Source organism: Rhodoplanes sp., from assembly GCF_013377085.1.
Lineage (GTDB): Bacteria > Pseudomonadota > Alphaproteobacteria > Rhizobiales > Xanthobacteraceae > Rhodoplanes.
Genome location: NZ_JACAAX010000001.1, coordinates 119,996 through 138,058, shown reverse-complemented (window position 1 = coordinate 138,058; position 18,063 = coordinate 119,996). Strand labels below are relative to the sequence as shown.

Genomic DNA, 18,063 nt, shown 5'->3' with positions numbered 1-18,063 from the left:
GTTATTGGGTGACGCGGATGTCGGCCTTGGTAACGACGTCGTGCCACTTGTCCATCTCGGCGAGCACGAACGCGGCGAATTGCGGCTGCGACATGGTGCCGGGTTCGGCACCCAGCTCCTTCAGCTTCGCCTGCGCGACAGGCGAGCGCAACACCTCGCGCACGTCGTCGGAAATCTTCTGGAGCACCGCCTCCGGCATTTTCGCCGGCCCGTAAAGCCCGAACCAGGCGGTGGCGTCGAAACCCTTCACGCCGGCCTCGTCGAGGGTGGGAATGTCGGGCGCCGCCGCGGCCCGCGTCAGGCTGGTGACGCCGAGCGCCCGCAGGCCGCCGGACTGGATGTGGCCGACCACGCCGGGCAGCGAGTCGAACATCATCGGGATGTGGCCGCCCAAGAGGTCGTTGAGCGCCGGCGCCGCGCCCTTGTAGGGCACATGCGTGATCTTGATGCCGGTCTGGAAAGCGAACAGCTCACCCGACAGGTGGTTGGCGCCGCCCGTTCCGGCCGAGCCGAAGTTCAGCCTGCCGGGCTCTCGTCTGGCGAGTTCGATCAGCTCCTTCACGGTCTTCACCGGCAGCGAGGGATGCACGACCAGCACGTTGGGCACCGAGGCGATCAGGGCGACAGGCGTGAAGTCGGCGCGCGAGTCGTAGCGGAGCTGCTTGAACAGCGACGGGTTGATCACGTGATGGGTCGCCGTGATCATCAGAGTGGTGCCGTCGGGTGGCGACTTCACGAGCTGCTCGGAGCCGACCGTACCGCTGGCGCCGCCGCGGTTGTCGACCACGACGGCCTGACTCCATTTCGCCGCGAGCTGATCGGCGACCACGCGGGCCAGAATGTCGGTGGTGCCGCCGGCCGGGAACGGCACGATGATCTTGACCGGCTGGCTCGGCCAGGTTTCCGCGGATACACATGGCGTCGCGGCCAGCAGCGCCGCGAAGCACGCGGCGACGAACAGGCGTCTCATGGTGTTTCTCCCGTGGATGTGTCGGCTTGTTGTTCTTCGTTCGTCGTGTTTCCCGGCCGCAGCCGGATTCGATGTCCAGCGTCATTCCGGGGCGCGGACCGCAGGCCCGCGCCCCGGAATCCATAACCCCTGTCTGTGTATATGGATTCCGGGCTCGCCGCTGCGCGGCGCCCCGGAATGACGAGACTATCTCAGGTGGCCGGCGGAAACTCCGCCATCGCCTCCCCCTGCGCGACGGTCGTGCCGTGCTGGTTCTTGATCTCCACCGCGATCACGGCCCAGCGGCCTTTTCCCGTCACCTTCTTGGCCGTCACGGTGCCGGTCGGCACGATGGTGTCGCCGGGTTTCACCGGCGCCTTCCAGCGCGTCTCCAGGCGACGGTGCACGCCGCCCATCGGATAGAGCCAGTCGGTCAGCATTTTCGTGATGATACCGAAATTGGTCATCCCGTGCATGATGATGCCGCCGAACTGGGTCTTGCCGAAGCTGCCTTTCATGTAGTCGTCGTCCCAGTGCAGCGGATTGTAGTCGAGCGAGGCGTCGCAGAATTCGCGGATGGTTTCGCGGGTCGGAGCGAACGGGGTGCCCGCGATGGTGTCGCCGATCGCGATCGTGTCGAAAGTCTTGTCCATGGGCACCCTCACATCGGCCGGATCGTCCAGCCGCGGCCGGAGCAGATCACGTCGTCGTTCTGGTTGAAGAACACGTTGTCGTGGATGACGAACAGCCGGTCCTTGCGGATGAACTTGTCGAGCGCGCGCGCATCCATCCGGATGGTGTCGCCCGGCCGCGCCGGAACGTTGTAGCTCCACGACTGCCCGGCATTGACGGTGCCGGGGCTGCGCATCCAGTCGTCGATCGGCGTGCAGGCGAACATCAGCAGGATGTGGATCGACGGCGGCGCGATCAGGCCGCCATGGGGCGAGGCCCTGGCAAGGTCCTCGTCCATGTAGAGCGGATGCAGGTCGCCGACCGAGCGGCAATAGGCCTGGATCGCCTCCCTGGTCAGCACATAGGGCACCGTCTTGCGCGGCGCGCCCGGGACGATGTCGTCCCACGCCATGCGCAGCTTCTCGTCCTTCCAGAAGTCGATCGCGACCTGGTTCATGTTTCCCCCGTCGGGCGGCCGGGCTTGCGGTTCGGCGCCGAACCCGCTAACATTGACCGCTAAGCGAACTTTTATAGCTGTATTGCGAACTTTGCGGGAGGGCCGTGGCGCTGTCAAGCGCGCGGTCGCCACACGCAACCGCAGCTTTCCAACCCCGACCGGATCCCGAGCGACATGGCGACTGCCGAGAGCGAAACCTTCGTCCGGGCGCTGGCGCGCGGCCTCTCCGTCATCGAGGTTTTGGGGCGGGGCGCGCCGCGCCAGACCGTGGCGAGCATCGCGGAGGCGGCCGGGCTGCCGCGCAGCGTGGTGAAGCGCTTCGCGCTGACATTGACCGAGCTCGGCTACGCGGCGAGCGACGGCAAGCGCTTCTGGCTGACGCCGAAGGTACTGAAGCTCGGTCTGTCGTATCTGTACGCCCTGCCGTTCTGGCGGCAGGCACAGCTCGCGCTCGAGGAGCTGTCGGGCGAGATCGGCCAGAGCTGCGCCATGTCGGTGCTGGACGGCGACGAGATCGTATACGTGGTGCGGGTGCCGACCTATCGGATCCTGCGCGCCAGCCCGACGCTCGGCAGCCGGCTGCCGGCCCATGCGGTGTCGATGGGGCGCGTGCTGCTCGCCGCCGAGCCGCCGGCCGCGCTCGACCATTACCTCACGACGGCGCCGCTCAAGCGCCTCACCCACGCCACCGTCACGGATCCGGAACGGCTGCGCACCGCGATCGAAAAGGTCCGCGAGACCGGTTGCGCCTGGGTCGATGCCGAGCTCGACGAGTCGATCTGCGGACTCGCCGTGCCGGTGCGCGATGCCGACGGCACGGTCGTCGCGGCGGCGAACGTGAGTCTTCCGTCCGGCGTCTTCACCGAGGCGCGCGCCAAGACCGAGTTTCTCGCCGCGCTGCGCCAAGCCTCCGCTCGCATCCGCGCGGCCATGTGAGCGCCGCGCGCCCTCGCCGCCCGATCACAGTGCCGTACCGCGCCCCGCCGGAGGCTGGCCGTCCCGGGTCGGCACGAGGCGTCCTCGCGCACGGGCGACCGCGTCGCGTGCCACCCGGAGAATGACGTCGCTGGTTCGTCCCCGCACCGCCGCCTGATAGGCCGCGCAGAGGGTCAGCGGCGCGAGCGGCGGCGTCGCCCGATGCCGGACGATCGAGCCGGCTTCGAGCTCGACGTCGACGACGCAGGCCGGCAGCACGCTGACCGCGACGCCCGCCCGGACCAGGCGGACGATGGTCGCCATGTCGTTGCAGGTGCTGAGCATCGGCAGCGGCGACGGCGTGGTCGCGAACCAGTCGCTGATGATGGTGTGAAACGGCGACGGCGGCGGCAGCGTGACGATCCGTTCGGCGACGAGGTCGCCCGGCCGCACGGTCCGCCGGCCGATGCGCGATCCGGCGCCGGCGAACCAGGCGATCTCGGACAGCGCGATCGGCTCGATCCTGACGTGGGCCGGCACCGGCATGTCGACCAGGAAGGCGACGTCGAGCTTGCGCGCGCCGAGGAGCGCGCCGAGCGTCGTGCTGTTACTGACCGTCAGGGCGACGCGGAGCCCGGGCTGGCTCTCCTCCAGGGCCGCCAGCACGGCGGGCAGGCAGCTCAGCGCGAAGGTGTTGGACGAGCCGAGCCGCAGCACGCCGCGCAGCGGATCGCCGGTCGCGAGGTGCCGCGTCATCTCGTCGAACACGTCGAGGCCGCGCTGCACGTATTGCAGCATCACCTGACCGGCCTCGGACAACCGCACGCCGCCCTTGCCGCGCACGAACAGGGCGCAGCCGAGCGAGGTCTCCAGCTCGCGGATGCGCAGCGAGATGGTCGGCTGGGTGAGGCCGAGCCGCTCGGCGGCGAGACGAAACGAGCCCAGATCGGCGATCGCCGCAAACGCCTCGAGCTGGGCCATGGTGTAGCGTCTCATAGGAATTTCCTATCAGCTTTCGCTCAACCTTCCAATTGGACCAATGTGTGCCCGCGGCGCTAGCGTCCCCTCCGCACCCCCTTCGCCGTCATCCGTTCAGGACGCCAGTCGACCGGACCGCCATCTGCGGCCTCGGCCCGGAGGAGGAGAGCCTGATGAACCTGTCTCGTCGTCAATTCGCCGTCGCCGCGGGTGCCGCGGCGCTCGTCACCGCCGCAGGAGATGTCGCCATGCCGGCCGAAACCACCAGCACACCCGGCGTCGACTGCCACGCCCACATCATGCTGAAGAGTGCGCCGCTCGCCCCCGGCCGGCATTCCGAGCCGGCGCGCGACGTCCCGGTCGAGGAGTTCATCGCCGTCCTCGACGCCCATGGCGTCGGCCGCGGCGTGCTCACCCAGCCGAGCTTCTACGGCACCGACAATTCGCTGCTGCTGCAGGCCTTGGGCCGCTATCCTGAACGGTTGCGCGGCACCGCCATCGTCGATCCGACGATCAGCGAGGCGGACTTTGCCGCGCTCAGGCGCGGCGGCATCCGCGGCCTGCGCCTCAACTGGTTCCACCGCAACACCCTTCCGGATGCCGGCGGCGCCGACTATCAGCGCCTGTTCGGCCTCGCGCGCGACCTCGACCTGCATGTCGAGCTCTATCTGGAAGGCGCCAAGATGCCGGACGTGCTGGCAGCCATCCGCAAGGGCGGCGCCAAGATCGTCATCGACCATTTCGGCTCGCCGGAACCGGCCACCGGCGTCGACGGCGCCGGCTTCCGCGCCGTTCTCGACGCCGTCGCCGCCGGCTCGACCTGGGTGAAGCTGTCGGCGCCCTACCGGCTCGGCGGCGCCGCTCCGCAGCCCTATGTCGACGCGCTGATGAAGGCCGGCGGGCCCGATCGCCTGGTGTGGGGCAGCGACTGGCCGTGGGTCTCGTTCGAGACCGGCCGCACCTATCCGGGCTGCCTCGCCGATCTCCAGCGCTGGGTCCCCGACACCGCCGCCCGCGACATCGTCTTCCGGCGCACGCCGGGCGCGTTCTTCGGCTTCTGAAAAGTACGGCACCCGGCCACGAGCGTCGGTGCGGACAGACAAGGACTGCCACCATGAACGCGACCACCAAGGCGACGGACGATCCGCGCGAGGCGGCGATCATCCGCAAGATCGCCTATCGCTTCCTGCCGGTTCTGATCTGCGGTTACTTCCTCAACTATCTCGACCGCACCAATATCGGCTTCGCGGCGCTCACCATGAACGACGAGATCGGGCTGAGCTCCGCCCAGTTCGGGGTCGGCGCCGGCATCTTCTTCTTCGCCTATTGCATCTTCGAGGTGCCGAGCAACATCGTGATGTACCGGGTCGGCGCGCGCCTGTGGCTGGCCCGCATCATGATCACCTGGGGCATCATGTCGGCCTTCATGGCGCTGGTGGTCGGCCCGTTCAGCTTCTATGCGGCGCGGCTCCTGCTCGGCATGTCGGAGGCGGGCTTCTTCCCGGGCGTCGCGTTCTTCCTGTCGACCTGGTTCCCGAAGCAGTACCGGGCCCGCATCATGGCCTGGTTCCTGCTGTCGATCCCGCTGTCCTCGCTGCTCGGCAGCCCGGTGTCCGGCGCGCTGCTTCACATGGACGGGATCTGGGGCCTGTCCGGCTGGCAGTGGATGTTCATCATCGAGGGCACACCGACGGCCCTGGTCGGCCTGTGGGCCCTGCGGGCGCTCGCCGACAGCCCCGCCACCGCGACCTGGCTCACCGACGACGAGCGCACGACCATTCTCGACATGCTCGCCGCCGAGCGCCGCGACAAGCCGCGCAAGGACATCATGGCGGCGCTCCGCGATCCCCGCGTGCACGTGCTGGCCGTCATCCAGTTCGGCTTCACGGTCGGCTCCTACGGGGTCGGAATCTGGCTGCCGCTGATCCTCAAACAGTTCCTCAGCGAGCCTCTGACGATCGGCTTCGTCTCGGCGATCCCCTATGTGTTCGCCTGCCTCGCCATGCTGGCCTGGGCCGCGCATGCGGACCGCAGCGGCCGGGTGATCGGCAATCTCGCCCTCGCCTGCCTGCTGGGTGCGGTCGGCATGGCGTTCTCGATCGTCTCGTCGTCGCCGACGCTCGCCATGATCGGGCTGACGCTCGCGCTGGTCGGTGTCACCTCGGCCCGCGCGATCTTCTGGACCATCCCGGGCCAGATCCTGACCGGCATGGCCGGTGCGGCGGGCTTCGCCTACATCAACACCATCGCGGCGCTCGGCGGCTTCGTCGGCCCCGCCGCCATCGGCTGGGCCCGGCAGGTCACCGGCTCGTTCACCTGGGGCCTCGCCTTCATGGGCGTGATCCTGCTGGCGACGACCCTGATGGTGTGGCCGCTTCATCACTTCCGGCGGCAGGCCCAGGCCGCCGCAGAATAACCCCGCCGCCGAATAGTCCCGCCGCAGCGCATCCGGACCAGGAGCCGTTCCATGCCGTACCTCGTCGCTTCCGACCTTCCCGAGCGCCCAGCCGGCGAACGTTTTCGCGCGCTGCTGGGCCGTCCAGAAATCCTGCAGGTGCCGGGCGCCCACAACGGGATGGCGGCCCTGCAGGCGCGCGCTGCGGGCTTCTCCGCCTGCTACCTCTCGGGGGCCGCCATGACGGCCTCGATGGGGCTGCCGGACCTCGGCATCATCACGGTCGACGAGGTCTCGTTCTTCATCCGGCAGGTCGTGCGGGCGTCCGGCCTGCCCGTGCTGGTCGACGGTGACACCGGCTATGGCGAGGTGCTCAACGTCATGCACATGGTGCGCACCTTCGAGGACGCCGGCGCGGCGGCCGTCCATATCGAGGACCAGCTCCTGCCGAAGAAGTGTGGCCATCTCAACGACAAGAAGCTCGCCGACCCGCGCGACATGGCGGCCAAGATCGCCGGCGCTGCGCGCGCCCGCCGGCATCTCGTCCTGATCGCCCGCACCGATGCGGCGGCGAGCGAGGGCCTCGACGGGGCGGTGGCCCGCGCGCGGCTCTATCTGGCGGCCGGCGCCGACGTGATTTTCCCGGAGGCGCTGACCACGCCCGCGATGTTCCGCGAGTTCGCCGAACGACTGCCGGGCGTACCGCTGCTCGCCAACATGACCGAGTTCGGCCGCACGCCGTTCCTGACCGCGGCCGAGTTCGAGGCGCTCGGCTATAAAATCGTGATCTGGCCGGTCAGCTCGCTGCGGGTCGCCGCCAAGGCGCAGGAGGATCTCTACACGGCGATCCGGCGCGACGGCGGCACCAAGGCCATGCTGCCCCGCATGCAGACCCGCGCCGAGCTCTACGCCACCATCGGCTACGCCGATTACGAAGCGCTCGACGCCTCGATCGTCCGGACCATCGTGCCGACCGGCGCGTAAGAGCCGTCGACCGGACACGCCGCGGCCGCCCCCGGCGGCTGCGGCCGTGCATGCATGCCAGCGTTGCGGGCGGCGCGACATGCGGCCGCTACGGCATGGCCGTTCGGATTCCGCGCATCGGATCGCGCTGTTCCGTTACGCTCGGCGACTTGCGCCTTGCGGATCCGCCTGCCACGCTCCTATGTGGACGGGAGTGCCCCCGCGCCAGCGCGACCCTCCCGTTTGCGAGCCGCGAACGTCTCGGTCCGCTTTCGGATTGCCAGGACCAGGCCGTTGCCGAGCTCCCCCGATCAGCCTCTGCCGCCCGCCCCTCCCCCGCCTCCCGCTCAGCCGCCCGCCAAGACGGCCTTCATGGTCGTGTTTCCCTCGATCATGCTGCCGATGTTCCTGGCCGTGGTCGACCAGACCATCGTGGCGACGGCTCTTCCGGCGATCGCCGGCGCGACCGGCCAGATCGAGCGCGCGCCCTGGATCGTCATTTCCTACCTGATCGCCGCGACCGTCGCGGCGCCGCTCTACGGCCGGCTCGGCGACTCGTTCGGCCGCCGCCGCATGCTGGAGGTGGCGCTGGTCGTCTTCATCGTGTCGTCGCTGCTGTGCGCCGCCTCACCGACCGTCGAGATGCTGACGCTGGCGCGCGTGCTGCAGGGGCTCGGCGGCGGCGGCCTGATGACGCTGTCGCAGGCCCTGGTCGGCGAGAGCGTGCCGCCACGCGAGCGCGCCCGCTATCAGGGCTGGCTCGCCGCCGTCGCCGTCACGGCCAACTCCTTCGGCCCGGTGGCCGGCGGTTTCCTGACCGAGCATTTCGGCTGGCAGTCGATCTTCCTGGTCAACCTGCCGATCAGCCTGGTCGCCCTCGTGCTGGTCCGCCGCCTGCCGGCCCGCAAGGCCGAGCGGGTGGAATGGCAGTCCGATCCGGCCGGGCTGATCCTGTTCGCCGTGTTCGTTACCACGACACTCCTGTCGCTCGAGCAGGTGCAGCGCGCCAACATCGCGGCGCTCCCCTTCGCCGCGGCGCTGTTCGCGGCCGCGGCGCTGAGCCTGGTGCTGCTGATCGCGCAGGAGCGCCGCGCGCCCTCGCCGCTGATCCCGCTCGCCCTGCTGCGCCAGCCGGCGATCTGGCGCAGCGACGCCATGGCGGTCTGCCACGGCGCCGCGCTGGTGTCGCTGATCACCTTTCTGCCGGTTTTTCTCGGGGTGGTGCACGGGGCCTCGCCATCGACCATGGGGCTGGTGCTGGTACCGCTGACCATCGGGATCGGCGTCGGCTCGCTGCTGACCGGCCGGATGGTCGCCCGAACCGGATTCACCACCGTGTTCCCCTCGGCCGGCCTGGCGCTCGCCACGATCAATCTGGTGGTCCTCGCCGTCTGGGCCCCCGAGATGACCGTCCGGGCGCTCGGCGCCATGATGCTGTGGAACGGTCTCTGCATGGGGACCGTGATGGGCGTCGTGCAGGTCACGGTGCAGAGCGCCGCCGGACCGCTGCGGCTCGGCGAGGCGGCGGCCTCGGTGCAGTTCTCCCGCTCGATCGGCGCCGGCCTCGGCACCGCCTTGGTGGCGACCGTGCTGTTCGGTTATCTGGCGGTGCGCGACCCGGAGGCCATGCGGCTGTTCGGGGCGCTGATCCACCACGGCCGCGACGCCGCCGCCGCCGGCATTGCGGTGCCGACGGCTATCCAGGCCGAGATCAAGAACGCCTTCCGGGTCGTGTTCGCGGCGATCGCCTGCTTCACAACGGCGGGCGTGGTGCTCGCGCTCACCAACCCGCTTCGCCGCATCTGACCGTCCTGGTCGGCGGCACTGCGCACCGGGGCCGAGGCGCTCAATGCTGCGCGTGCGCCGGCGGCTGGCTCAGCCGGTCCACAAAGGCGATGCCGATCGCCGACAGGATGAACACGCAGTGGATGATGGTCTGCCACATCACGCCGGTCGCCGTCAGGGTTCCGCGACCGGAGTCGAGCGCTCCCGCCTCGATGAAGGTGCGCAGCAGGTGTATCGACGAGATGCCGATGATGGCCATCGCCAGCTTGATCTTCAGCACGCTGGCGTTGACGTGGCTCAGCCACTCCGGCTGATCCGGATGCCCCTCCAGGCCGAGCCGAGACACGAAGGTCTCGTAGCCGCCGACGATCACCATGATGAGCAGGTTGGAGATCATCACCACGTCGATCAGGCCGAGCACCACCAGCATGATCTGCAGCTCGCTGAAGTCGAGCGCGTGCGAGACGAGGTGCCACAGCTCCTTGAGAAACAGGATCACGTAGACGCCCTGTGCCACGATCAGACCCATGTAGAGCGGTAGCTGCAGCCACCGCGAGCTGAAGATCAGCGTCGGCAAAGGGCGCAGCGCACGCGGAAGGGGCTCGGGCGATGTCGGTGGCGTGGTCTCGGTCATTCTGAGTGTCTCGCTGGTCGGCTTTGAACATACGGTCGTTGCCGGCGAAGAGATCACCGACGGCCGGATCTCGCACCGCACAGTAACGGTGGACCATCAGAGTACAACCGCATCGGCGTGATGGCCCGGCGGGCGTTTCGCCGCAGGCCGGCCCGCGCCGGCGCATCGCGGTCTGCGGGCAGCTTCCCATCCCGCCCGATCCGTCGCGATGCTTGCCGCGTCGCTGCGAGTCCCACCCGATCATGGGCATCTTTCCACTGGCAGCGCCGCCGGCCGATCGCGTAGCATGGCGCTAAACACAAGAAGCCTTCGAACCCGGTGGAAACCCCCATGTCCGATCAAAAGCCTTTTCCCCTGAACGCCTGGTACGCGGCCGCCTGGTCGCACGAGGTCGCGCGCGCCCTGACGGCGCGCACGATCTGCAACAAGGACGTGGTGCTGTATCGCCGCGCCGACGGCCGGGTCGCCGCCCTCGAGGATGCGTGCTGGCACCGCCTGCTGCCGCTGTCGATGGGGCGCCTGCAGGACGACGAGGTGGTCTGCGGCTATCACGGCCTCGTCTTCAACGCCGCCGGCCGCTGCACCTTCATGCCGGCCCAGAAGACCATCAACCCGTCGGCCTGCGTGCACGCCTATCCGGCCGTCGAACGCCATCGCCTGGTCTGGATCTGGCCGGGCGACTCGGCCCTCGCCGACCCGGCGCTGGTTCCAGATTTCCATTGGAACGACGGCACCGAATGGGTCGGCGAAGGCGGCACCTTCTACGGGCTCAAATGTGACTATCGGCTGGTCATCGACAACCTGATGGACCTGACGCACGAGACCTATGTCCACGCCGGCAGCATCGGCCACGACGCCATTCTGGAGAGTCCGTTCGACGTCACCCACACGGACCGCACTGCGACCGTGACGCGGTGGATGATCGGCATCGAGCCGCCGCCGTTCTGGGCGAAGCTGCTCGGCCGACCCGGTCCTGTCGACCGCTGGCAGATCATCTATTTCCAGGCCCCGTCCGTCATCGTCGGCGATGTCGGGGTGACGCTGACCGGCACCGGCGCCCGCGAGGGCGACCGCTCGCAGGGCGTCAACGGTGCGTTCCTGGCCGCGATCACGCCGGCGACCGAGACGAGCTGCCACTACCACTGGAATTTTGTCCGCAACTTCCGGCGCGACGATGCCGAGCTCACCCGGGCGATCCAGACGGGCCACGTCAACGACGGCAAGGGCGTCTACGACCAGGATCACGTCGTGCTCGAAGCGCAGCAGAAGGCGATCGACCGCAATCCGCGCATGCCGTTCTACAACCTCAACATCGACGCCGGCGCCCTGTGGGCGCGCCGGATGATCGACCGCATGCTGGCGGCCGAGCAGACCCAGATGCATCGGCCGAGCGAAGCCGCCGAATAGCCGAGCCATGTCCGAAAAAACCGAATGGCAAAGTGCGCGGCTTCGTGCCGTGCAGAATCTGACGGCCGACATCCGGCTTTTCGAGATCGAGCCGGAGCGGTTCGTCGCGCCGGCCCCGGGCAGCCACATCGACGTGGCGGTGCGGATCGGCGAGCGGCCAGATACGCGCTCCTACTCGCTCGTCGGCCCGTGCACGGACGGCATCTACCGGATCGCCGTCAAGCTCCTGGCACACACGCGCGGCGGCTCGGCCTACATGTGGAGCCTGGCGCCCGGCGCCCGCCTCGGCATCTCGGCCCCGAAAAACCACTTCGACCTCGGGCTCGGCCGGCCTGACTATCTCTTGGTCGCAGGCGGCATCGGTATCACGCCGATCTGCGGCATGGCGCTGGCCCTGCATCACGCCGGCGCCCGCGTCCGCGTCCTCTACGCGGCGCGCCGCGCCAGCGATCTCGCGTTCGCCGACGATCTCGCCGGCGTGCTCGGCGAGCGGCTGACGCGTGTGGTGAGCGAGACCGCCGGACGCATCAATTTCCAGAAGGAGATCGCGACGCTCGCGCCGGGCGGAGAGCTCTATGTCTGCGGCCCGATCGGCATGCTGGAGGACGCCAAGCGCGCCTGGCAGGCGAGCGGGCGACCGGTCGATCAGCTCCGCTTCGAGACCTTCGCCAACAGCGGCCGCTTTGCCAACGAGCCGTTCACCGTGACGATCCCGCGGCTCGGGAAGGTGATCGAGGTGCCGCGCAACGATACCATGCTGGCGGCGCTGGAAGCCGCCGGCGTCGACATGATCTCGGATTGCCGCCGCGGCGAGTGCGGCCTGTGCGCCCTGCCGATCCTCGAGGCCGACGGCATCGTCGACCACCGCGACGTGTTCTTCAGCGAGGCCGAGAAAGCCGCCAACGCAAAACTCTGTACCTGCGTGTCCCGCGTCGCCGGCGGCAGCATCACGGTGGACACGGCGGACAGGCCGGGGTGACGGGCAGGCCTCCGGGCCTGAATTGCACGCCGTAGACGTATTACGTATGCCGCAGACGTATTACGTATCATGTCGCCATGGCGCGGTCGCCTCGGCTGTACGAAACGCGGTAACTGATCCGCCGCCTGGAGCGCGACGGCTGGGTCCGGCGACCCGGCAAGGGTGATCACATCGTTTTTCGTCATCCGGATCGGCCGGACCGTGTCTTGGTCGACCCCGGAAAGAAGGAAATCCCGATCGGAACGCTTCGATCGATATACCGGATGGCTGGATGGGACTGGTGACAGCGGGACCGAGCATGACGACACACGTGATCGCGATCGTGCACGAGGAAGCGGGCATCTATGGCATTTCGTTTCCGGATTTTCCGGGCTGCATCGCTGCGGGTGACAGCCTCGACGAGGTCTTGCGGCGCGGCGCAGCCGCCGCGACTGCTTATATCGACAGCCTGATCGAGGATGGCGAGCCGGTCCCGACACCGCGAACGCTCGACCGGCTCAAGGCCGATCCCAGCTTCCACGAGGATGCCGAGGACAGCATGATCGTCGCGTTGCCGGTCGACCTGTCCGGCAAGTCCGTGCCCGTCGACGTGACCTTCGACGAGGGCTTGGTCGCCGCGGTCGATGACGCGGCGGCCCGCGCCGGCCTCAGCCGCGCGGATTTCCTGGCCGCCGCCGCGAAAGAGAAGCTGGGCGTGTGACGTTCGAATTAAATGGCGTCATACAGCCCAGTCTTTTGGCAAGCGGAAGCCACGAGCTTTATTTGCCGTGGGAATGCGTGATCTAAGAAACGCGGCAGGTCGAATCACCGCGAGAACTTCTTGTACTTCAGCCGGTGCGGAATGATCGAGTCGGTGCCGAGACGGCGCATCTTGTCCTTCTCGTAGTCCTGGAAGTTACCCTCGAACCACTCGACGTGGCTGTCGCCCTCGAAGGCGAGGATGTGGGTGGCGATGCGGTCGAGGAACCAGCGATCGTGGCTGATGATCACGGCGCAGCCGGCGAAGTCCTCCAGCGCCTCCTCCAGCGCCCGCAGCGTGTCGACGTCGAGATCGTTGGTCGGCTCGTCGAGGAGCAGCACGTTGGCGCCGGACTTGAGCATCTTGGCCAGATGCACGCGGTTGCGCTCGCCGCCCGACAAGTTGCCGACCTTCTTCTGCTGATCCGAGCCCTTGAAGTTGAAGGCGCCGCAATAGGCCCGGCTGTTGACCTCGCGCTTGCCCAGCATCAGCAGGTCGAGGCCGCCGGAGAGCTCCTCCCACACGGTCTTGGCGGCGTCGAGCGAGTCGCGCGACTGGTCGACATAACCGAGCTGCACGGACTCGCCGACCTCGATCGTGCCCTTGTCTGGCTTGTCCTGGCCGGTGATCATGCGGAACAGCGTCGTCTTGCCGGCGCCGTTCGGGCCGATCACGCCGACGATGCCGCCGGGCGGCAGCTTGAAGGTGAGGTCGTCGATCAGGAGCTTGTCGCCGAAGCCCTTGGTGAGGTGCTCGAAATTGATGACGTTCTGGCCCAGCCGCTCGGCCACCGGGATGACGATCTGGGCCGTGGTCGGCGCCTTGTCGCTCGCCTTCTGCAGCAGCTCCTCGTAGCGCTGGTAGCGCGCCTTGGACTTGGCCTGCCGCGCCTTGGGCGAGGCCGAGATCCACTCCTGCTCGCGAGAGAGCGCCTTCTGGCGGGTCTCCTCCTCGCGGCCCTCCTGCTCGAGCCGCTTCTGCTTCTGCTTCAGCCAGGACGAGTAGTTGCCCTCGTAGGGGATGCCGCGGCCGCGATCGAGCTCGAGGATCCAGCCCGTGACATTGTCGAGGAAGTAGCGGTCGTGGGTGACGATCAGGATGGCGCCCGGATAGCTGCGCAGATGGCCTTCCAGCCAGTTTACCGTCTCGGCGTCGAGGTGGTTGGTCGGCTCGTCGAGCAGCAGCAGCTCGGGCTGCTCGAGCAGAAGCCGGCACAGCGCGACGCGGCGGCGCTCGCCGCCCGAGAGCTTGTCCACCGCCCAGTCGTCGGGCGGACAGCCGAGCGCGTCCATGGCCTGCTCGACCTGCGAATCGAGGTCCCACAGGTTCTGATGGTCGATCTTGTCCTGCAGCGCCGAAGCCTCCTCCGCCGTGTCGTCGGAGTAGTTCATCATCAGCTCGTTGTAGCGGTCGAGGATCGCCTTCTTGGGCGCCACGCCGAGCATGACGTTCTCGCGGACCGTCAGGTCGGCCTCGAGCTGCGGCTCCTGCGGCAGGTAGCCGACCCGGGCGCCCTCGGCGACCCAGCCCTCGCCGACATATTCCTTGTCGATCCCGGCCATGATGCGCAGCAGCGTCGACTTGCCTGACCCATTGACGCCGAGCACGCCGATCTTGGCGTCCGGGTAAAAAGACAGGTGGATGTTGTCGAGCACCTTGCGGTTGCCCGGATAGGTCTTGGACAGACCCTGCATGTGGTAGATGAACTGCCGGGCCATCGCCGCTTCGTCCTTGCCGTCGGTTGTCGGGATCGAGGGCTGATGTAGCGAGCGGCCGGCCAAAGGGCAAGCCGGGCCGGCGGGCCGTTCCGGGGCTAACGCCTCAGCATGCTCTCAGACTGCCCATGCATCGAAGCGTCATGCGCAGGCGTGAGCCGCGCATCCATCCAAAACGTAAATATTCCTTTGTTCGCAGGACGATGGATCGCCGGGTCAAGCCGGCGATGACGTTGATAAATCACGCGGCGTCGTAAACCGAAGCAGTCGCCGCGTGGTGATGGGAGACGCCGCGGCGTCCCGGACGAGCGGATGGCGAGGCATCAGCCCGCGCCTGCGTGACCCGAATCACAAACGGCGGACCCGTCTGCGTGCTCCAATCAGCATGTCCTGTTGGAGCAACGCCCGTGTCGGTCCCGCAACGCGCAAGCCTTCTCGACAAAGCCGCCCGGCGATCCGGGCGCGACTGTCGCGCGGCGGCAACGCCCGACTGTAACGCCCGGGTAACGGTGAGCGAGGAAGTCGCTGCCGGCGGCGGAAATGAACGCATTTTTAACGATTATGACCGACAAAAGGCTTTACAGCGGTCCATGGGATCAACGGGCAGAACGCCGGATCAGGATCGCCAAACCGCGGAGCGTGTCATGAACGCCTCCAGTCCCTCAGGCCCCCCCCTCGGCGCAACTCTCTTCGCCGCGTGCCGGTCCCTGCTGACCGATCTGTTCGTCCGCTATCATCCCGAGCGCCACTACATGCGCGGCCCCGGCCCGAAGTGGCGCGAGAAGAACCTGGTCCACCACGTCGTGATGCGCCCGTCCCGCACCATGCGGCCACAGCTCGCCCGTATCCGCGTCCGCATCTGATCGCCCCGCGCCGTTTCGCCGGCTGGCCGCGCGACCGCCGCGGCCGCCTTGCCGGCACGCCCCTCTTCTCGTGAAATCCCTTGTCACCGGTCCGGCCGCGGGCTAGCTCGCGGACCGGCCGTTCGTTCTCTTTCCGAACAAGGGAGTTCCGACACATGCGCGTGCGCTGCGCCGTCCTCGACGACTATCAGAAGGTGGCGCTGTCCAGCGCCGACTGGTCGCCCGTCACGGGCGACGTCGACGTCACGGTGTTCAATGCGCCGTTCGGATCCCCCGCCGCCGCCCAGAAAGCCCTGGAACCGTTCGAGATCGTCTGCCTGATGCGCGAACGCACCCCGTTCCCGCGCAGCATGGTCGAGGCGCTGCCGAACCTGAAGCTGCTGATCACCACGGGCCAGGCCAACCGGGCGATCGACCTTGCGGCGGCGCGCGAGCGCGGCATCACGGTGTGCGGCACCGCCAGCTTCGGCAACCCGACCATCGGCATCGTGTTCGGCCTGATCCTCGAGCTGACCCGGCGGATCGGCTTCGAGAACGCCCGCATGAAGGCCGGCGAGCCGCTGCAGGCGACGGTCGGCGACGACATCGAGGGCAAGACCCTCGGCATTCTCGGGCTCGGCAAGCTCGGCACGCGGGTCGCCGGCATCGCCCAGGCGTTCCGCATGCCCGTGGTCGCCTGGAGCCCCAACCTGACGGCCGAGAAGGCCGAAGCCGCCGGCGCCACCCTGGTGTCCAAGGACGAGCTGTTCGCCCGCGCCGACATCCTGACCATCCATGTCCAGCTCTCGGACCGCTCGCGCGGTCTGGTCGGGGCCCGCGAGATCGGCCTGATGAAGCCGGACGCACTGCTGATCAACACCTCGCGCGGCCCGATCGTCGACGAGGCGGCCCTGCTGGCCGCCCTGACGGCCGGAAAGATCGGCGGCGCCGGGCTCGACGTCTACGACATCGAACCGTTGCCGGCCGACCATCCCTTCCGCACGCTCGACAGCGTGGTGACCACGCCGCATCTCGGCTACGTCACACGGCAGAACTACGCCCTCTATTTCCGCGACATGGTCGAGGACATCCGCGCCTTCCTGGACGGCAAGCCGGTGCGGGTGCTGGGCGGTTGAGGATCGGCCCGGCTCCGCCCGGGCCTCCAACCGCATCGTCCGACCTGGCGGGGCTGCATTGCGGCCCCGCGGCCCCGCGAGCCGGCGCCGCCGGCTCGTGCTGCAGTGCAACAAGCCTCGCGCGCCCCTCATGTTTACGGTCGACAGCCGCTCACGCGACGGCGGAGGCAACACGCACAGACATCTCGTCACACGGAATTGTACCGAGATCCGGTCAACTGCCATAATTCTGTATAGTAAATTCTCCACAACGTACTTTAACCAGTTAGAACGTATTTATACATCGATACACTTGATCACGACACGATGGACGCGACGACGACGCCATGCCCCATTCCTGTCAAAATTCATTAAAGCTTGCCATCCGTCCGGCTTGTCTGTATGTCGCCCTCCATAGACGAGTTGGAGGGATCATGCGGACAGTGAAATTCGCCGGGGCAGCGGCGCTCGCATTTGTGAGCCTGACGCTGGTTTCGGCGGAAATCATCCGGACCGCGGTCGGACAACAGTTCGAGCCCGGCACCGAGATGGGCACCCGATTGGCCCTGGCCCCGAGCCGCGGAAACGCCGGCACGGACGAGCGGCGCGTGGCCGCGCGGGGCGGCAGCCCCGAGCAGGCGGCGCCGGCCACCGGGGCGGCAGCGCCCGTCGCAGTCGCCAGCACGGCGGAGACCGCCGTCGCGGGTCCGCTCCTCGCGCTGGTGATCGGCAACGGCGCCTATCCGGACGGCGAGGCGCCGCTCGCGGCCCCCATCAACGACGCCCGGGCAGTCGCCGGCGAGCTGCGCACCCGCGGCTTCGACGTCGAGCTCGGCGAGAATCTCAGCAAGCAGGCGATGGAGCGCGCCATCCAGCGCTTCGAGGCGAAGATCACGCCCGGCGCCACGGCGCTCGTCTATTTCAGCGGCCACGGTCTGCAGGTCGGCCGCGAGAACTATCTCGTCCCGGTCAGCGCCCAGATCTGGCGGCCGGAGGACGTGCGCCGCGACGGCGTCGGCCTCGAGCCGCTGGTCGCCGAGATGAACACCCGCGGCGCCGTGCGCAAGCTGGTGATCGTCGACGCCGCCCGCCGTAACCCGTTCGAGCGGCGGCTGCGCGGCTTCTCCAGCGGGCTTGCCCCGATCGCCGGCCCGGAAGGCACCCTGGTGCTCTACGCGGTCGCCCCCGGCAAGGTCGCCGACCAGGAGAACGGCGATACCAGCGTGTTCGCCCGCGAGCTGATCGCCCAGATCCGCGCCCCCGGCCTGACGGTCGAGGAGGTGTTCAACCGCACCCGCGTGACGGTCGCCCGCGCGACCGGCGGCACTCAGGTGCCGGCCGTGTTCTCGGCCATGACGGACGACTTCTCGTTCGCCCAGGCCTCCGAGCCCGGCCCGACCCGGCAGAGCGCCCGCTGAGCCGAGGCGTTCTGCAGCCGCGCAAGGCCCGCGGCGAGTTTCCGTTCCGTCGAAATTCTTGCGCCCGGTCCCCGGACGCGCATCATGTCGTCAAACGACA

At 68.3% G+C, this 18,063-nt stretch carries 18 protein-coding genes; 12 read left to right on the top strand and 6 right to left on the bottom strand.

The annotated features are described in order from the left end of the window. Position 1 precedes the first annotated feature (1 nt). The 3 genes from HXX10_RS00550 to HXX10_RS00540 all read right to left on the bottom strand — a co-directional run bounded on the left by HXX10_RS00550 (position 2) and on the right by HXX10_RS00540 (position 2,078). Positions 2-970, bottom strand: coding sequence for a tripartite tricarboxylate transporter substrate binding protein (locus HXX10_RS00550; RefSeq protein WP_296519388.1), 969 nt, complete (start codon positions 968-970; stop codon positions 2-4). A 191-nt stretch (positions 971-1,161) separates the two neighbouring features. Next, on the bottom strand, positions 1,162-1,602 hold the full coding sequence (locus HXX10_RS00545) for a MaoC family dehydratase (protein WP_296519387.1): 441 nt from the start codon (positions 1,600-1,602) through the stop codon (positions 1,162-1,164). An 8-nt stretch (positions 1,603-1,610) separates the two neighbouring features. Continuing rightward, positions 1,611-2,078 carry a MaoC family dehydratase gene (locus HXX10_RS00540; protein ID WP_296519386.1) on the bottom strand — a complete coding sequence of 156 codons (468 nt, stop codon included), beginning with the start codon at positions 2,076-2,078 and terminating at the stop codon, positions 1,611-1,613. Between the two features lie 174 nt (positions 2,079-2,252). Between HXX10_RS00540 and HXX10_RS00535 the strand changes: the two genes are divergently transcribed. Next, positions 2,253-3,014 carry an IclR family transcriptional regulator C-terminal domain-containing protein gene (locus tag HXX10_RS00535; protein WP_296519385.1) on the top strand — a complete coding sequence of 254 codons (762 nt, stop codon included), beginning with the start codon at positions 2,253-2,255 and terminating at the stop codon, positions 3,012-3,014. A gap of 24 nt (positions 3,015-3,038) precedes the next feature. Here HXX10_RS00535 and HXX10_RS00530 read toward each other — a convergent pair whose 3' ends face one another. Then, positions 3,039-3,989 carry a LysR family transcriptional regulator gene (locus HXX10_RS00530; protein ID WP_296519384.1) on the bottom strand — a complete coding sequence of 317 codons (951 nt, stop codon included), beginning with the start codon at positions 3,987-3,989 and terminating at the stop codon, positions 3,039-3,041. A gap of 155 nt (positions 3,990-4,144) precedes the next feature. On the opposite strand from HXX10_RS00530, the gene HXX10_RS00525 reads away from it, so the two are divergent. From HXX10_RS00525 to HXX10_RS00510, 4 genes are all read left to right on the top strand, one after another. After that, positions 4,145-5,032 carry an amidohydrolase gene (locus HXX10_RS00525; RefSeq protein ID WP_296519383.1) on the top strand — a complete coding sequence of 296 codons (888 nt, stop codon included), beginning with the start codon at positions 4,145-4,147 and terminating at the stop codon, positions 5,030-5,032. Positions 5,033-5,085: 53 nt separating this feature from the next. Then, the gene (locus HXX10_RS00520) at positions 5,086-6,387 is read left to right on the top strand and encodes an MFS transporter (RefSeq protein ID WP_296519382.1); all 1,302 of its coding nucleotides are present in this window, start codon (positions 5,086-5,088) and stop codon (positions 6,385-6,387) included. Positions 6,388-6,438: 51 nt separating this feature from the next. Then, positions 6,439-7,350, top strand: a complete 912-nt coding sequence (gene prpB / locus HXX10_RS00515; RefSeq protein ID WP_296519381.1) for a methylisocitrate lyase — start codon at positions 6,439-6,441, stop codon at positions 7,348-7,350. Between the two features lie 351 nt (positions 7,351-7,701). Next, on the top strand, positions 7,702-9,135 hold the full coding sequence (locus tag HXX10_RS00510) for an MFS transporter (protein ID WP_296519380.1): 1,434 nt from the start codon (positions 7,702-7,704) through the stop codon (positions 9,133-9,135). A gap of 40 nt (positions 9,136-9,175) precedes the next feature. On the opposite strand, the gene HXX10_RS00505 is transcribed toward HXX10_RS00510, so the two are convergent. Then, on the bottom strand, positions 9,176-9,748 hold the full coding sequence (locus HXX10_RS00505; protein WP_296519379.1) for a TIGR00645 family protein: 573 nt from the start codon (positions 9,746-9,748) through the stop codon (positions 9,176-9,178). Between the two features lie 330 nt (positions 9,749-10,078). On the opposite strand from HXX10_RS00505, the gene HXX10_RS00500 reads away from it, so the two are divergent. The 4 genes from HXX10_RS00500 (at position 10,079) to HXX10_RS00485 (ending at position 12,834) form a co-directional block, all read left to right on the top strand. Beyond that, entirely contained in the window at positions 10,079-11,155 is a 1,077-nt protein-coding gene (locus HXX10_RS00500) for an aromatic ring-hydroxylating dioxygenase subunit alpha (RefSeq protein ID WP_296519378.1), read from the top strand. A 7-nt stretch (positions 11,156-11,162) separates the two neighbouring features. Beyond that, positions 11,163-12,134, top strand: a complete 972-nt coding sequence (locus tag HXX10_RS00495; protein WP_296519377.1) for a PDR/VanB family oxidoreductase — start codon at positions 11,163-11,165, stop codon at positions 12,132-12,134. Positions 12,135-12,247: 113 nt separating this feature from the next. After that, positions 12,248-12,418: a type II toxin-antitoxin system HicA family toxin gene (locus tag HXX10_RS00490; RefSeq protein WP_367141918.1), complete on the top strand. Its 171-nt coding sequence runs from the start codon at positions 12,248-12,250 to the stop codon at positions 12,416-12,418. 26 nt (positions 12,419-12,444) lie between these two features. Beyond that, entirely contained in the window at positions 12,445-12,834 is a 390-nt protein-coding gene (locus tag HXX10_RS00485) for a type II toxin-antitoxin system HicB family antitoxin (protein WP_296519376.1), read from the top strand. Positions 12,835-12,938: 104 nt separating this feature from the next. Here HXX10_RS00485 and ettA read toward each other — a convergent pair whose 3' ends face one another. Next, entirely contained in the window at positions 12,939-14,591 is a 1,653-nt protein-coding gene (gene ettA / locus HXX10_RS00480; protein ID WP_296519375.1) for an energy-dependent translational throttle protein EttA, read from the bottom strand. A 641-nt stretch (positions 14,592-15,232) separates the two neighbouring features. Between ettA and HXX10_RS00475 the strand changes: the two genes are divergently transcribed. The 3 genes from HXX10_RS00475 to HXX10_RS00465 all read left to right on the top strand — a co-directional run bounded on the left by HXX10_RS00475 (position 15,233) and on the right by HXX10_RS00465 (position 17,963). Continuing rightward, the gene (locus tag HXX10_RS00475) at positions 15,233-15,451 is read left to right on the top strand and encodes a hypothetical protein (protein ID WP_296519374.1); all 219 of its coding nucleotides are present in this window, start codon (positions 15,233-15,235) and stop codon (positions 15,449-15,451) included. A 155-nt stretch (positions 15,452-15,606) separates the two neighbouring features. Beyond that, the gene (locus tag HXX10_RS00470) at positions 15,607-16,566 is read left to right on the top strand and encodes a D-2-hydroxyacid dehydrogenase family protein (protein ID WP_296519373.1); all 960 of its coding nucleotides are present in this window, start codon (positions 15,607-15,609) and stop codon (positions 16,564-16,566) included. A 413-nt stretch (positions 16,567-16,979) separates the two neighbouring features. Continuing rightward, positions 16,980-17,963 carry a caspase family protein gene (locus tag HXX10_RS00465; RefSeq protein ID WP_296519372.1) on the top strand — a complete coding sequence of 328 codons (984 nt, stop codon included), beginning with the start codon at positions 16,980-16,982 and terminating at the stop codon, positions 17,961-17,963. Positions 17,964-18,063: the final 100 nt, after the last annotated feature.